This window comes from Ruegeria sp. BHSA162 (assembly GCF_059613385.1).
Genome location: NZ_JBXWSK010000005.1, coordinates 22,794 through 37,747, shown reverse-complemented (window position 1 = coordinate 37,747; position 14,954 = coordinate 22,794). Strand labels below are relative to the sequence as shown.

Genomic DNA, 14,954 nt, shown 5'->3' with positions numbered 1-14,954 from the left:
TGTTGTTCTGCCTTCCAGACGGCGAGAGATATCAATCTGACAGACGGTATTCAAGCACCCCTGCGTTTGGCCCGCAGGGTCGGGTCGGCCTGGGTCGGGTCCTCGGGCCAGGGGTGCTTGGGGTATTGCGCGCGCATGTCCTTGCGCACATCGGCATAGGACCCGGCCCAGAACCCCGGCAAGTCGCGGGTGATCTGGATCGGGTGTTGCGCAGGGGACAGAAGGGTGATCTTCAGCGGCTCGCCGCCCACCATCGGGTGCTGGGTGACCCCGAACATCTCCTGCAGGCGAACCGCGATCTCGGGCACCGCCTTGCCATAGTCGATCGGAACCTTGCGCCCCAGTGGCGTGACGAAGGCCGGGGGCGCGCGTCGGTCCAGTTCCTGCATCTGGTCCCAACTCAGCCGCGCCTGAAGGGCGGGCAGCAGGTCGAACCGCTTCCAATCCTCTGCACTGCGCACGCCGGTCAGCATCGGCAGCAGCCAGTCCTCAAGCGTGTCCATCAGCCCGTTTTCCGAGAAATCGGGCAGGTCGACGCCCGCCGCCCGCATCAGCTCGACCCGCGCGGCAAATCGCGCGGCCTTGCCGTCCAGCCGCAGGCCCAGATCGCGCACGCCGTCCAGCATCGCGTGGGCCACGGACTCGTCGGGCACGTCCTTCCAGATGCGGTCATCCAGCACCAGCACCCCGAACCGTTCCTGCCGCCGGGCCACCACCCGGCGGTCCCGTTTCGACCAGGCGCAGGTCTCGACCCATTCGATCTGGTCGGCGAACAGCGCGCTGATCTCGGCCTCTGAGATCTGCGCGGCCATGCGAAGCCGGGCCTCGCGCGGGTTGCCGTCCGTGTCGATGGCCACCAGATACGGCGCCGCGGCCAGCGGGTCGCCGGGGTCCATCACCACACCCTTGCCGCCCGACAGCACATAGCGCGGCGCGTCGCCCTTTCGCCGCTGTCCGACCCGGTCGGGATAGGCCAGCGCGGCCATCGCCGCCGGGCTCAGCGGGTCGCCTTCGGTCTTGATCTGGCCGCGTAGCCGTTTCGCCTCGGACCGGATCCGGTCCAGAACGCCAGGATTGGCGGGCCAGACCCGGTTGCGCTGATAGGCGCGCGGATCGCGCAGCGCCTCGAGCCGCAGCGACAGGTCCACCGGCGCGCCCTTCAACGGGTCGCGCTCGGCCATCAGGGCGGCAAGCGGGGCGGCCTGCGCGCCTGCCGTGACCAGCATGTGCCCCAGCCGCGGATGCAGCGGCAGACCAGCCAGTGCGCGGCCATGTTCGGTGATCCGGCCCTTGCCGTCCAGCGCGCCCAGCATCCGCAGCAGCGCGCGCGCCTCGGCCAGCGCCCCCTCGGGCGGGGGTGTCAGAAAGGCCAGATCCTGCGGCTCGGCCCCCCACAGCGCCAGTTCCAGCGCAAGGCCGGTCAGGTCGGCGGCCTCGATCTCGGCGGGCGGAAAGGCGGGCAGGGCGCCGTCCTCACCCTTTGACCACAGGCGATAGCACAACCCTTCGGCCACGCGGCCCGCGCGGCCCGCGCGTTGGGTCGCCTCGGCGCGGGTGACGCGCTCGGTCACCAGCCGCGACATGCCCGAGCCCGGATCGAACCGCGCGCGGCGGGCCTGGCCCATGTCCACCACCACCTGGATATCCGGAATGGTCAGCGAGGTCTCGGCGATCGAGGTGGCCAGCACCACCTTGCGCCCGGTCTCGGCCGGCGCAAGGGCGGCGCGCTGGGCGGCAAAGGGCAGGGCGCCGAACAAGGGCCGGATTGCGCAATCGCCGGGCAGCCGCCCGGCCAGCGCGGCCTCGGCGCGGCGGATCTCACCCTCGCCGGGCAGGAACACCAGAATGCCGCCGCCGGTGGCGCGGGTCTCGCGCTCGGCCTGACCCACCAGATCGACCAACGCGTCCAGCCGCCGCGCCTGCGGGCCCAGCGGGCGGTCCAGCCAGCGGGTCCGGACCGGGAAGCTGCGGCCCTCGGATGTCACCAGCGGCGCGTCCATCAACCGCGCCACCGGATCGGCATCCAGCGTGGCCGACATTGCCAGCAGGATCAGATCGTCGCGCAGCGCACCGGCGACCTCGAGGCACAGGGCCAGCCCCAGATCGGCGTTCAAAGAGCGTTCGTGGAATTCGTCGAAGATCACCGCCCCAACACCGGGCAGGTCGGGTTCGGATTGCAGCATCCGGGTCAGGATGCCTTCGGTCACCACCTCGATCCGGGTGGCTTTCGACACTTTCGCCTCGCCCCGCACGCGATAGCCGACGGTCTGGCCCGCGCGTTCGCTCAGTGTCTCGGCCATGCGTTCGGCGGCGGCGCGGGCGGCCAGCCGCCGCGGCTCCAGCATCACGATGCGTCCGTCGCACAAGCCGGCGTCGCGCATCGCGAGCGGCACGCGCGTGGTCTTGCCGGCGCCGGGCGGAGCCTGCAGCACGGCGCGGCCACGCGTGCGCAGCGCTGCGATCAGGTCGGGCAGGGCATCGTCGATCGGTAGGCGGGTCATGCCGCCTTATCGCCAAAGCCTCGGCCAAGGTCCAGAACGCCTGCGTCAAATCCCGCGACCGGCGGTACTGGACAAACCCGGCCCATCCCCGTCATCTAGGGCAGATTTCGACGAAGGACCCCACCCATGACCACAGCCGAGCTTGCCGACAGGATCCTCAAGGGCGACCGCCGGGCGCTGGCCCGCGCGATCACCCTTGTCGAAAGCACCCGCGCCGATCACCGCGCCCAGACGGCGCAACTGCTGGAGGCGCTGTCCGGCGCCGGGCGGCAGGCGCTACGCATCGGCCTGTCGGGAACGCCGGGGGTGGGCAAATCCACCTTCATCGAAAGTTTCGGCATGATGCTGATCGGGCAGGGGTTGCGGGTGGCGGTTCTGGCGGTCGATCCCAGCTCGGCCCGGTCGGGCGGCTCGATCCTGGGCGACAAGACCCGGATGGAACGTCTCAGCCGCGAGCCGAACGCCTTCATCCGCCCCTCGCCCAGCCAGAGCCATCTGGGCGGCGTCGCCCGCCGCACGCGCGAGGCCATCGCCCTGTGCGAGGCGGCCGGGTTCGACGTGGTGCTGATCGAAACGGTGGGCGTGGGTCAGTCGGAAACCGTGGTGTCGGAAATGTCCGACCTGTTCCTGCTGCTGCTGGCCCCGGCCGGCGGGGATGAATTGCAGGGCGTCAAGCGCGGCATCATGGAGATGGCCGACATGATCCTTGTGAACAAGGCCGACGGCGACCTGAAAGCCACCGCCACCCGAACCTGCGCCGACTATGCCGGGGCGCTGCGCCTGCTGCGCAAACGTCCGCAGGACCCCGAGGGCTTTCCAAAGGCGATGACCGTTTCAGCGGTCGAGGAGCACGGCCTGGACCAGGCCTGGGCCGAGATGCAGGCCCTGGCCGACTGGCGCAAACAGAACGGTCATTGGGACGCCAACCGCGCCGAACAGGCCCGCTACTGGTTCGACCAGGAAGTGCGTCATGCGCTGCTCGCCAAGCTGGAGACCCCGCTGGCCCGGTCCGAGATGGACCGGCTGGGCGCCGAGGTCGGGTCGGGGCGGCTCAGCCCCTCGGTGGCGGCCGAGCGGATGCTGAGGACTCTTGCATCCGGGTAACACCGTTGCCCGCGCGGACAGGAAAACTTGGCGCAACGCCGAGGAGTTCTGTAGCCTGAGTGCAGGTGAAATCCTTGGTTGTGGCGCCCAGCACATAGAAAAACCGGGGCGCAACTGGCTGGCCGTGACCAAGCGGAGAAACAGGACTCGCCTCTTATGCCCGATATCTTTGGGACAAACGGCGACGACGATATCGATGTCACCAATGACAACGGTACGCTGAATGGCACTCCTCAGGGTACGCCGATTGATGATATCCGCGCGCGCGGAGGCAACGACATCATCACTGTCACCAACAGTACCATCTCTGGCAGTGTCCGTGGAAATGCCGGGATCGATACGATCACGGTGAACGGCAGCACGATCGGCGGTCAGGTAAGGGCCGGATCAGATGACGACACGGTCACGCTGCAAGGCTCGGTCATTGGCAATATCCGTTTGGGCGGTGGAAATGATGTTCTGAACTTCCGCAGCACCAGCGTGTCCGGCGACGTGCGCGGTGGCAGTGGTACCGACACGCTGAACCTGCCTGCTGGAACCGTGGTCAACGGCAGCTCATTCGGGACATTTACCGTGTCTGCCGGCACCAGCTATTCGTTGACCAGCGGCAGTTTCACCCTGCCGTCGGGTATTACAGTCACCTATTCCGCATTTGAAAACGGATCCGGTGTTCCCTGCTTTACCGCTGGCACGAGCATTCTGACTGACCGCGGCCCGGTACAGGTGCAAGACCTGCGCACCGGTGACCTGATCTGTACGGCCGAGAGCGGCAACCAATCCATCCGCTGGATCGGTCGGTGCAGGTTTGATGCGGTTGATCTGAGGGCCAATCCGAAACTGCGCCCCGTCCGTATTTGCGCCGGGGCTTTGGGTGCAGGGCTGCCCACGCGGGACCTGTTGGTTTCCCGCCAGCACCGCATGATGGTCGGTTCTCGCATCGCGCAACGCATGTTCGGTCAGTATCAAGTTCTGATTCCCGCGATCAAGCTGACGGCGCTGCCGGGGATCTTCGTAGATTGTACGGTCGACAGCATCGAGTACTTCCATCTGCTGTTCGACCGGCACGAGATCCTGTTTGCCGAATCCGCGCCGACCGAAAGCCTGTATACCGGCCCCGAGGCGCTGAAGTCTCTGGGACCCGCGGCAAGGACTGAAATCCTTGCGATTTTTCCGGAACTGGCTGATGAGAACCACGAATCCGAACCCGCTAGGTTGATCCCGATAAGCAAACACAGGCCCGTCTGATTGCTCGTCACCTCAAAAATCACAGGCCTTTGCTTGTTGATGCCTGAGCCGTTTCAGGACCATTTTTTGGCCAGGAAAGAATTCGCAGCTGCTGTCTTGACCCTTCCGGCGATTCCCACTAAACGCATCCAACCAGTTTTCGGGCGCGACTTCGGGTTGTGCCCCTTGTGATTTGGCTGCGGATTTATGCCCGGCCTCCAGAAACAAAGGAAGAAACCATGTCGCGCCGTTGCGAACTGACCGGAAAAGGCCCGATGACTGGCAACAATGTCAGCCACGCCAAAAACAGAACTCGTCGTCGTTTTCTGCCCAACCTGAACGACGTGACCCTGCAGTCGGAAACCCTGGGTCGTGGCGTCAAGCTGCGCATCTCGGCCGCCGCGCTGCGCTCGGTCGATCACCGTGGTGGTCTGGACGCGTTCCTGGCAAAAGCCAAGGACGAAGAGCTGTCCGCCAACGCGCTGAAAGTGAAAAAGGAAATCGCCAAGGCGCAAGCCTCGGCCTGATTTTCCCAAAGACTGTTTCGTGGCCCCTGTACCCGTTGGTGCAGGGGCTTTTCGTTTGTCTTTGGATCTTCAACCAGTCTCAAGCCTGTATTTCAGGAACTGCGCGCCGGAATAGGTTTCCGGACCGACATAATGCGCGCCGATACGCCGTAGCGCAGAGAGATTGCGGCGGGACGGTGGAAGCAGAAAAGTGACATATGGAATGCGTTCATCGGCTCGGGCGAATGCGATGGCCTTGCGGGTGATGCGCGTGCCCAGACCGAAGGCATCCGCCGTCAGGACCAGGCCGAAATCCCATTCCCTGCCTTCACGCTGGAAGCCGCCCCAGCCGACATAGCAACCGCCGGACGTGATCGCCCAGTGCCCAAGCCCGTCGCATTCCCAGCAGGCCTCTTTTGCGTCTATGAAGGCCCGCGCCATCGCGATGTCCCAGGGCCCCGTCAGCAAAGGCAGATGCCGAGCGACGCGGGGATCAGACATGTGCCGTGCGATTTCAGCCGGCTCAATCTGCGGCAGCCTGAGGAACTGGATTTCTGTGTGCGCTTTGAGTGGCATGACCACGATCTACGCCTGAATTTCTGCCTAAACCAGAGCGTCCGGATCACTTTGCCGTTGGGCTGGTGCCGTGCGCGGTCTCGGTGCGGAACGCAGAAGGACGCGACTGCGTGACTTTGTTCACATACAGGGTTTTGAATCTATTTTATGTATGCGGTTATTCTACGGCGGAGTGTGGTAATGTCTGCGAATACTTCAATTATTATTTCCTTCCTTTCGACTCTTCTGGTCGGGTCATTTTCCAGCTGTGCGCGGATGCAGCGGCGGGTGAACCGGCTGCATACCGGTTTCAACACCGGTCCGGATGATCGCGGAGTTCTTTGACGGTCCCGATCAAAGCAAATTCTGGGGTCGGCCGGTCAGGCCGGCCCTTTTTCCTTGGTTCGCGCCAAACTGTCTCAGCGTTCACGAAGGCACTTGCAGTCCGTTTCCGATCGGGCCTAAACCTCTGCCAAGATGACCCGATCCTATCGCCTCGTGTTGCCGTTGCTACTGTCGCTGATGCTGGTTCTGACAGGCCAGGGTTTTGTGGCGTCACGGGGATTGAATGCGGCGGTCGGTCAAATGGTGCTTTGCACCGGGAACGGTCCTGTGGTTGTCTATATGGACGAGCACGGCCAGCCCACCAAACCACCTCATTTCTGTCCCGACTATGCGCTCAACTTGCTGGGTGCGGTTCTGGATACCCCTTTGCCGGCACCGAAAGGGCCCGAGCGGGCAAAGTCTGACATACCGCTGCGTTCCGACAGCCTCGTTGCGGCTCCGATCCCGCAGCGACCGGCGCGCGCGCCGCCGGCCCCTGTCTGAGACCCTTCGTAACACAATCAGACAGTCAAAAAGGAGAGGCGAGATGCCCTTCAAATCAATCCTGCCCGCTATTTTCGTCGCTGCCATCATGTCCACCGCCGCGCACGCGGAAAGTGTGATCTCGGTCGAGGATGCCTACGCCCGATCCTCGGGGGCCAATGCCAAGGCTGGTGCGGCCTTCATGATGATCCGCAATTCAGGCGACACCGATGATCAACTCGTCGCTGTCAAATCCGATATCGCAGCACGGGTCGAGCTGCATACGCACAAGATTGACGACAACGGCGTGGCCAAGATGATGGAAGTCGAGGAAGGTTTTTCGATCGCCGCTGGCGAGGCGCATATGCTGCAGCGGGGCGGGGACCATGTGATGTTCATGGGGCTCAAGCAGCCGTTTGAGCAGGGCGCAACCATACCCGTCACTTTGGTTTTTGAGCAGGCCGGTGAGGTCGTTGTCGAGATTCCCGTGGACCTGGAACGGAAAGACGGCCACGGGCAAATGAAGCACTCGAACTAACAGAACGCCTGTCTTCGGGCCGCGATGCGGCCGTCATCCATGCGTCAGGCCGGGTCAAGCCCCGGCCTGTTCGCGTTTCAACTGCCGATCAGCGTTGTTCTTCACTTGTTGACCACGCGCATCGAAACCCGTTCTCCGGCCCGTTTAAAACGTGCGGCCATGAACAGCATGACGCCCGCAAAGGCCAAGGCGGAGAACGCGATTGCCCAGCCCAGTGCGACAACGCCGCTTCCGGGCCAGAAGATCAACACCAGCCCGATGATAAGGGCCACGATGCCCGAGTTCCGAACGGTCGCGCGTTCTGGGTCAAGCTGATGCATCTGGCCCAGCGAAATCAGCGAGCCGATCCCGATGATCAGCGCCCACGCGCCCAGCAGGAAGAACGTCAGACGTGCTGTGCCTTCCGGCCAGATCAAAAGGACCAGCCCAATCAAGACCGCCCCGATACCCGCGCCTCCGATCAGTCCGCGCCGACCGAAGCCAAGCAAGGTCAGACCGCCATCGAGGATCAGCAGCACCCCTACCAGCTGCAGCAGCAGTGCGATGCTGCCGGTCGGCCAGAACAGCGCGGCAATACCAACGGCCCCCGCAAGTAATCCGCGCAGCAGGAACGTCCACCACAGATCCGCAAGGGTGTCGCCCAGCGCTTCGCGGCTGTCGATGCCTTCGTCCTCAACGATTTCACCACGGGGGGCTTCAGGCTCGGTCATCTGTTTCTCCTGGTTCAGGTTCTTTCAGCTTAGCCCAGCAGAATGATCCGTGTCACCTGCGGCCCAGCAAGTCATCGACCCAGCGTGGCACGATCTGGGTGGCGGGGCCAAGCAGCGTCTGATCGAAGCTGGATGCACCAACCGAAGGCTCGAGGTTCAATTCGACCGTCTGTGCGCCCGCAGCTATGGCTTCGTGCACGAAGGCCGCAGCCGGGTAGACTTGGCCAGAGGTTCCGATGGCGGCGAATATCCCGGCCTGTGCCAGATGGTCGTAAATCTGATCCATGTGGTAAGGCATTTCGCCGAACCACACGATGTCGGGTCGGGCGGTTGCCGCGCGGCAGGCGGGGCACGGTTCGCCCACGGACATTTCCGCTGGCGCAGTCCAGCGATGCCCGCAAGAGGCGCAAAGCGCGCCGGACAGGATGCCGTGCATGTGGATAACCCTGGTCGCACCTCCGGCTTCGTGCAGGCTGTCCACGTTCTGCGTTACGATCACCACTTCTCCCGGCCAGTCGCGCTGAAGCCGGGCCAGTGCTGTGTGGGCTGCATTTGGGTCGGCGCCACCCGCCTGCACCCGGCGCGCGTTGTAGAAGCCATGAACAAGGGCAGGGTTTCGGGCAAAACCTTCGGGTGTCGCCACGTCTTCGATCCGGTGCTGTGCCCACAATCCGCCTTCATCGCGAAAGGTGCCCAATCCGCTTTCCGCCGAAATCCCGGCTCCGGTCAAAATCACGATCTTTTCCATTCGCCCTCCACACGTTAAACCCGAGCCATGTCACAGCGTATCCTGTTTGTCTGCCTCGGCAACATCTGCCGTTCCCCTGCTGCCGAAGGTGTTTTCCGTGTCAGGGCGCCTCATCATGCCTGTGACAGTGCCGGAACGTCCGACTGGCATGTCGGGGATCCACCCTATGCGCCGATGCAACACGCGGCTCGCAACCGAGGGGTGGAGCTGAGCGATCTGCGCGCGCGCCAGTTTGCGGTGTCTGATTTCAACAGGTTTGACCTAATCATCGGTATGGACAGCGAAAACATCGCCAAGATCGAGGCTTTGCGTCCGGCCGACAATCCTACACCCGTACGCTTGTTGACCGATTTTGCGCCCCACACCGGCGCCGATCATGTGCCCGACCCCTACTATACCCGTGATTTCGACGGGGCGCTGGAGCTCATCGAAGCCGCCGTGGATGGGTTGGTGGCATATCTGGACGGCTAGCCGCCGATCACCTTCAACTGACCGGACAACCAGGGCAGGCGGGAAAGGGCTGGTTCGATCATCTGGCTTTGCATCAAACGGCGCGTCATGCCCGCGACTTCGCGCGGAACCTGATCTGACCAGTCAGACCGCGTGAACAGGGAAATAGTGCGCGAGAACTCTCCGAACGGAGCCGGGTAGACATCCATGCCTTCGTGGAAGCGGGCTGCCCGCATGTATCCCAACGGCGTGGTGATCGCCCAGCCAAGGCCGCGCGCCACCATCGCCATCAGTGCCAAGTGCGACCCAATCTCGAACCGCTCTTCGAACTGCAGCTGTTGCCGCGCCAGGTGGCTTTCGATTTGCCTGCTGATCAACTGTTCCCGCGCATAGCGCAGAAAGGGCAGGGTCTGCAAAGCAGCCTCTACGCCCCCATTGGGCACACCGCCCTTCGGCGCGACCAGAATGAAAGGATCCTGTACCAAAGGGTACTCCACCACGCCTTCCAGTACCTCGCCGCTATGGGCCGAGACCGCCAGATGCAGACGTTGCGAAGCCAGCGCCTCAAAGATTTCGAGGCTGGGGAGGGTTATGAGTTTGAACTTGGAACGGGTCAGGCTGTCGGCCAGCAATGTGGCAAGACGCGGGGTCAGGTCATTGTCGAAATCGTCGATCAGGCCGATCGAAAGTGTGCTCAGATGACCCAGGTCCATGACCGACAGCTCGCTTTGGGCCATCTGCAACTCGGCCAGTACGGATTCGGCCCGCGCCAGAAAGCTGCGCCCGGCTTGGGTCAGGCGCATGGGTCTGCGCCCGTGGTCCACCAGGTCCGTGCCCAGAGCATTCTCGAGATTGCGCAACTGCTGGCTGACCGATGGCTGGCTGAGTCCGGTAATCTCGGCAGCCTGTGCCACCGAACCGGTCCGCGCCAAGGCCTCGAACACTTCGAGACCGCGCAGGGTCAACCCTTTCGTCACCATATGATTTCCCTTTCACTGCGCCATTACTGAGGCGCAGGGCGGGTCAGGTCAAGGATCGCGGTCAGCGTCAGCTGCAGATCGCCTGCGCCATGCGGCCAAAGTTCTGATACCGCTCCCACAGCGCGTCATCGCGAGCGGATTTCGACATCTTCAGCTCTTGGGCCTGATGCGGGTCGGTGAACCACTTGGCCACGGTTTTCTGGTCTTTGTTGGTCAAAGCCTGATCGGCCACCCGCTGGATGCACTTGCACCTGTCGCGTGTCGCCGCCGAGCGGTCGGACGCCAAACATGCACGTTTGATCTGTGCCGCTTCGGTCATGGCCGGGGCCAAAGTGATAAGCGATGTGGCGCATAGCGCGATAATGAGGAACTGTTTCATGCTCATGCCTCGTTTTGCCTGCCCGGAGGAGTCTTGTGTCCCTCTCGGCTTGCGGCGCAGTATCGTCCAAGTTTTCCTGCTGTTCAACAATTTGCTTTCAGAAACTCCGTACCTGAGTCGAAAGTGCCGCGGTTGGCACTATGGTCGGCCGTGGCATGCCCTTCGAACCCCGTTTTGGACGGTGCAACACGGCCGAGTTCTGTCTACGTACGGTCGCCTGAATGCAGCTGAGGGCTTGGAACGAAGCCAACCGCAGCGTCGTGGCCTCATAGCGCTGAAATATGGGGCGTCCGACGTGCTGTCTCACCTTGACCAGCGCCCGATTTCGAACCATATCCCGACGCTATGACAGACCTCGCTCATATCCGCAATTTCTCCATCGTCGCGCATATCGACCATGGCAAATCCACCCTTGCCGACCGGCTCATCCAAGAGACCGGAACGGTGCAGGATCGCGACATGAAGGAACAGCTGCTCGACAGCATGGATATCGAGCGCGAACGCGGCATCACCATCAAGGCCAACACGGTCCGCATCGACTATACCGCCGACAATGGCGAGCAGTACGTGCTGAACCTGATCGACACCCCCGGCCACGTGGACTTCGCCTATGAAGTCTCGCGCTCCATGCGCGCGGTCGAAGGCTCGCTGCTGGTGGTGGACTCGACGCAAGGGGTCGAGGCGCAGACCCTGGCCAATGTCTATCAGGCCATCGACGCCGACCACGAGATCGTGCCGGTGCTGAACAAGATCGACCTGCCGGCCTCCGACTGCGACCGCGTGGCCGAACAGATCGAAGACGTGATCGGTATCGACGCCACCGACGCCATCCGCGTCTCGGCCAAGACGGGAGAGGGCATACACGAAACGCTCGAGGCGATCGTGCACAAGCTGCCCGCGCCCAAGGGCGAGCGCGACGCGCCGCTCAAGGCGATGCTGGTCGACAGCTGGTACGACGCCTATCTGGGCGTGATCGTTCTGGTCCGCATCATGGACGGCGTTCTGAAAAAGGGCATGCGGGTCAAGTTCATGTCGAACGGCACCCTGCACCATGTCGACCGCGTGGGCGTGTTCCGCCCCGAGATGCAGATGGTCGACCAGCTGGGTCCGGGTGAGATCGGCTTCCTCACCGCATCCATCAAGCAGGTGCGCGACACCCGTGTGGGCGACACCATCACCAATGACCGCAACGGTGCCGAAACCGCTCTGCCGGGATTCAAACCCGCGCAGCCGGTGGTGTTCTGCGGCCTCTTCCCCGTGGACAGCGCCGAATTCGAAGACCTGCGCGACGCGATCGAGAAACTGGCCCTGAACGACGCCAGCTTCTCTTTCGAGATGGAAACCTCGGCCGCGCTGGGCTTTGGCTTCCGCTGCGGCTTCCTGGGCCTTCTGCACCTCGAGGTCATCCGCGACCGCATCGAACGCGAATACGATATCGAGCTCATCACCACCGCGCCGTCGGTGATCTATCACGTCTACATGAAAGACGGCGAGATGATCGAGCTGCACAACCCCGCCGACATGCCCGACATGTCCAAGGTCGACCACCTGGAAGAGCCGCGCATCAAGGCCACCATCCTGGTGCCGGATGAATACCTGGGCGACGTGCTGAAACTCTGTCAGGACCGCCGCGGCATCCAGATGGACCTGACCTATGCGGGCAGCCGCGCGATGGTCGTCTATGACCTGCCGCTGAACGAGGTCGTCTTCGACTTCTACGACCGCCTGAAATCGGTGACCAAGGGCTATGCCAGCTTCGACTACCAGATGACCGGCTACCGCGAGGACAGCCTGGTCAAGATGTCGATCCTTGTGAATGACGAGCCGGTGGACGCGCTGTCGGTCATGGTCCACCGCGACCGCGCCGAGACCCGCGGCCGCGCCATGTGCGAAAAGCTGAAAGAGCTGATCCCGCGCCACATGTTCAAGATCCCGATCCAGGCGGCCATCGGCGGCAAGGTCATCGCCCGCGAGACCCTATCCGCGCTGCGCAAGGACGTGACCGCGAAATGCTATGGCGGGGATGCCACGCGGAAGCGGAAGCTGCTGGAAAAGCAGAAAGCCGGCAAAAAGAAGATGCGCCAGTTCGGCAAGGTGGATATCCCGCAGGAGGCGTTTATTTCGGCGTTGAAGATGGATGGGTGAGGCTTCGCAGGAATTTCGTTGCCTAAGAGATATCAGTTGCCCGAAGGTCGGCGCGGTTCAGATGATTTCATACCTTGGCGCGAATGATATGGAAATCACACTCTACTAACCCGTTGGATTGATAGTCCAATGGTTTTGAGAAATTGATTCTTCTAAGTTGCCGGTCGGCCACCCGAACATTTCGCATCTGGAAATCGTCGTGAACGACAAACCCATCGGTTGGCATCAGTCCGCCAATCGCAATGGCTTCCCGAAGGTGTGTGTCCTTTGAGCCGTCAAGATGAAGAAAATCAACAGTCGCATCCGGGTTCTCAAGCTGGAACCGGGGTGTTTCGATCAAAGAGTTCCCCTTAATTAGTTCGACCCGATCGCTAAATTTGTACCTGAGCCAGTTGAAAGCCGCCGGTACGTAAATATCCACGCGCGCCCAACGCTGGTTCAGACGTTCGCAAACGTCCAAACCTACGCATTTCAGCTCGGGGTTAGCCATAAGCGCCAGCAACATGCTGTGGCCAGCATTCACTCCAATTTCGAACAGGCAAGTCGATCGCCGGGCCAGTTCGAAGAAGTTTCTGCGTTTGGATTCGAATTCTGTATTCAACGGCAGGTTATGAAAGTCCCTTTCCAAGTGTTTATAAAACAAATTCCCGTTAATAACTGCAGGTTCCCCGGCTCGAGCCAGATTATCCACGATATAGTCGTTGAGATCCTGAAGAGTGTCTTTCCAGCTGGATGAGGTGATGAGGTCGTTGTAGTCAGCGGCCCGGTTGCTGGAGTCCATGGTCTGTACCCTCGTGTGTGTGGCTCCGTCGACAAATAACCAATCCAGCCAGCTGGTGAAACTTCAAAAAATTCAAGTCACCCTCGGGGGCAAGGCCGGGCCGAAAAAACCTGTGATATAGCTTCGGGCCAGTCGCCTCGTGCCTCCCCGCTGAACGACCGCCGCAGCAGCGGTTGCGCACTGGAGCTCCGTCTGTTCAGCCCAAAAACGCTCCACAGGACCGCTTCCGACACGGGCGTCGCCTCGTAAAGTAACCCACTTCACAGCCCCACCGACCCGCACCTGCTAAGGTTGACCCTACGGAAACCAGCGGCGGAGGCCCCATGTCCATGATCCCCATCATCGCGCTTGGATCGGCGGGTCTCTATTCCGTGGCCATGATCTCGATGAAGTTCTGGTGGAAACTCCCCGGCCTCGGGTTGGGTCTGCTGATCGTTGCCACTTTGCTGGCCGCCGCCACGCTGGAACTCGCCGCGCTGCGCGACGAACGGCTGGGCATCATCTATACCGGCATTCTGGGGGCCGAGGTCGTGCTGATCGCCATCGCCTCGTTCTTCCTGTTCGGCGAGTCCTTTTCCTACCGCGAGGGGCTGGGCATCGCCCTCGTCATCGCGGGCACCGCGTTGGCATGGGCCTGAGCCCGTCGGTGAGCGCCGCATGAACCCTTCATGAAGTTTCCCTTAGGTAAGTTGTAACGGCCGCGCGCCCTCCCAATCTGTTCAGCAGGCCAGCAAGGCCCGCCGATCACAGGGAGAGAGCCCATGACCAGATACATGACCGCCAGCGCCGCCGCCGTGGCCGCGACATTGACGATGGGCTCTGCCGCCCTGGCCGATGCCATGCCCGACCTGCGCGGCACGTGGACGGCCAGCCAGACAACGGTGTCGCCCTCGAACGCCAACACCGCCACCGCGCCGCGGTTCAACACCTCGGAATGGGTGCTCGAGATCCAGGCGCAGCACGAAAACGTGTTCTGGGGGCCCAGCATGTGGCGGCGCAATGCCATGGATGACTGGACGATGTACGAGGCCACCGGCTCGATCAGCCAGGATGGCTCGGGCAAGATCGGCATTGTTGAAACCGCTGCTGACCCGACCTCCGGCGTCAATGCGCTGATCGATGCGCGGTATGAGGACGGCAAGATCTATGCGGATTTCCGTAGCCTGCGCACCGGAACCACCTACAGCACGGTTCTGGAACGACAGGTGAACTGAAGCGTTTCCGGCCCAGGCGGTTGTAGGGGGTAGTTGCCGTTGCCCGATTTTGCGGGAGACGGAGAGTAGTAGGTTGCCTCGTCCGGGTCGGAACGCTTCTCAATTCGTGGGCTGCACGTTCGTTCACCGTTGCGTGTGGCGACTCATCGATGTCGATTCGAGCGATATGCCCGTATGCGTCAGGTCAGGTCCGCCATGAGGGCCGAGATTTTCCCTTTGCACCCGCAGAAATCGCCCAATTGAACGGAGAGAAATCGGCCTTCGGCTTTTCCCAGCGCAACCCAGCCGGATTTCATCATTTCCCGACTTATC

Annotated in this window: 16 protein-coding genes; 9 read left to right on the top strand and 7 right to left on the bottom strand. The window is 62.4% G+C overall.

The window, feature by feature from the left end:
* Window positions 1–50: 50 nt before the first annotated feature.
* On the bottom strand, window positions 51–2,501 hold the full coding sequence (hrpB, locus tag AC2FM5_RS03095) for an ATP-dependent helicase HrpB (RefSeq protein ID WP_496733827.1): 2,451 nt from the start codon (window positions 2,499–2,501) through the stop codon (window positions 51–53).
* A 126-nt stretch (window positions 2,502–2,627) separates the two neighbouring features.
* On the opposite strand from hrpB, the gene meaB reads away from it, so the two are divergent.
* The 3 genes from meaB to rpmB all read left to right on the top strand — a co-directional run bounded on the left by meaB (window position 2,628) and on the right by rpmB (window position 5,356).
* On the top strand, window positions 2,628–3,605 hold the full coding sequence (gene meaB, locus AC2FM5_RS03090; protein ID WP_170449253.1) for a methylmalonyl Co-A mutase-associated GTPase MeaB: 978 nt from the start codon (window positions 2,628–2,630) through the stop codon (window positions 3,603–3,605).
* A gap of 156 nt (window positions 3,606–3,761) precedes the next feature.
* Entirely contained in the window at window positions 3,762–4,850 is a 1,089-nt protein-coding gene (locus AC2FM5_RS03085) for a Hint domain-containing protein (protein WP_496733825.1), read from the top strand.
* Between the two features lie 218 nt (window positions 4,851–5,068).
* Window positions 5,069–5,356, top strand: coding sequence for a 50S ribosomal protein L28 (gene rpmB / locus AC2FM5_RS03080; RefSeq protein WP_039532366.1), 288 nt, complete (start codon window positions 5,069–5,071; stop codon window positions 5,354–5,356).
* Window positions 5,357–5,425: 69 nt separating this feature from the next.
* On the opposite strand, the gene AC2FM5_RS03075 is transcribed toward rpmB, so the two are convergent.
* Entirely contained in the window at window positions 5,426–5,911 is a 486-nt protein-coding gene (locus AC2FM5_RS03075; RefSeq protein ID WP_170358285.1) for a GNAT family N-acetyltransferase, read from the bottom strand.
* A 456-nt stretch (window positions 5,912–6,367) separates the two neighbouring features.
* Between AC2FM5_RS03075 and AC2FM5_RS03070 the strand changes: the two genes are divergently transcribed.
* Both AC2FM5_RS03070 and AC2FM5_RS03065 read left to right on the top strand, forming a co-directional pair.
* Complete coding sequence (locus AC2FM5_RS03070; RefSeq protein WP_496733822.1) at window positions 6,368–6,718, top strand: hypothetical protein; 351 nt, start codon at window positions 6,368–6,370, stop codon at window positions 6,716–6,718.
* Window positions 6,719–6,761: 43 nt separating this feature from the next.
* Window positions 6,762–7,235 (top strand): copper chaperone PCu(A)C, encoded by a 474-nt coding sequence (locus tag AC2FM5_RS03065; RefSeq protein ID WP_170370850.1) that lies wholly within the window; start codon window positions 6,762–6,764, stop codon window positions 7,233–7,235.
* 101 nt (window positions 7,236–7,336) lie between these two features.
* On the opposite strand, the gene AC2FM5_RS03060 is transcribed toward AC2FM5_RS03065, so the two are convergent.
* Both AC2FM5_RS03060 and AC2FM5_RS03055 read right to left on the bottom strand, forming a co-directional pair.
* Complete coding sequence (locus AC2FM5_RS03060) at window positions 7,337–7,945, bottom strand: HdeD family acid-resistance protein (protein WP_496733819.1); 609 nt, start codon at window positions 7,943–7,945, stop codon at window positions 7,337–7,339.
* Window positions 7,946–7,997: 52 nt separating this feature from the next.
* Window positions 7,998–8,693, bottom strand: coding sequence for an NAD-dependent deacylase (locus tag AC2FM5_RS03055; protein WP_170358291.1), 696 nt, complete (start codon window positions 8,691–8,693; stop codon window positions 7,998–8,000).
* 27 nt (window positions 8,694–8,720) lie between these two features.
* On the opposite strand from AC2FM5_RS03055, the gene AC2FM5_RS03050 reads away from it, so the two are divergent.
* Window positions 8,721–9,164: a low molecular weight protein-tyrosine-phosphatase gene (locus AC2FM5_RS03050; RefSeq protein WP_496733817.1), complete on the top strand. Its 444-nt coding sequence runs from the start codon at window positions 8,721–8,723 to the stop codon at window positions 9,162–9,164.
* Here AC2FM5_RS03050 and AC2FM5_RS03045 read toward each other — a convergent pair.
* On the bottom strand, window positions 9,161–10,123 hold the full coding sequence (locus tag AC2FM5_RS03045; protein WP_170362997.1) for a LysR family transcriptional regulator: 963 nt from the start codon (window positions 10,121–10,123) through the stop codon (window positions 9,161–9,163). The genes AC2FM5_RS03050 and AC2FM5_RS03045 overlap by 4 nt on opposite strands.
* A 67-nt stretch (window positions 10,124–10,190) precedes the next feature.
* Window positions 10,191–10,502: a hypothetical protein gene (locus AC2FM5_RS03040; protein ID WP_170358294.1), complete on the bottom strand. Its 312-nt coding sequence runs from the start codon at window positions 10,500–10,502 to the stop codon at window positions 10,191–10,193.
* A 345-nt stretch (window positions 10,503–10,847) separates the two neighbouring features.
* Here AC2FM5_RS03040 and lepA point away from each other — a divergent pair, with 345 nt between their 5' ends.
* On the top strand, window positions 10,848–12,647 hold the full coding sequence (lepA, locus tag AC2FM5_RS03035; protein ID WP_170443450.1) for a translation elongation factor 4: 1,800 nt from the start codon (window positions 10,848–10,850) through the stop codon (window positions 12,645–12,647).
* Window positions 12,648–12,714: 67 nt separating this feature from the next.
* On the opposite strand, the gene AC2FM5_RS03030 is transcribed toward lepA, so the two are convergent.
* The gene (locus AC2FM5_RS03030) at window positions 12,715–13,428 is read right to left on the bottom strand and encodes a class I SAM-dependent methyltransferase (protein WP_170338030.1); all 714 of its coding nucleotides are present in this window, start codon (window positions 13,426–13,428) and stop codon (window positions 12,715–12,717) included.
* Between the two features lie 323 nt (window positions 13,429–13,751).
* On the opposite strand from AC2FM5_RS03030, the gene AC2FM5_RS03025 reads away from it, so the two are divergent.
* The gene (locus AC2FM5_RS03025; protein ID WP_110644555.1) at window positions 13,752–14,066 is read left to right on the top strand and encodes a hypothetical protein; all 315 of its coding nucleotides are present in this window, start codon (window positions 13,752–13,754) and stop codon (window positions 14,064–14,066) included.
* 123 nt (window positions 14,067–14,189) lie between these two features.
* The gene (locus tag AC2FM5_RS03020; protein ID WP_170358302.1) at window positions 14,190–14,642 is read left to right on the top strand and encodes a hypothetical protein; all 453 of its coding nucleotides are present in this window, start codon (window positions 14,190–14,192) and stop codon (window positions 14,640–14,642) included.
* Window positions 14,643–14,954 lie beyond the last annotated feature (312 nt).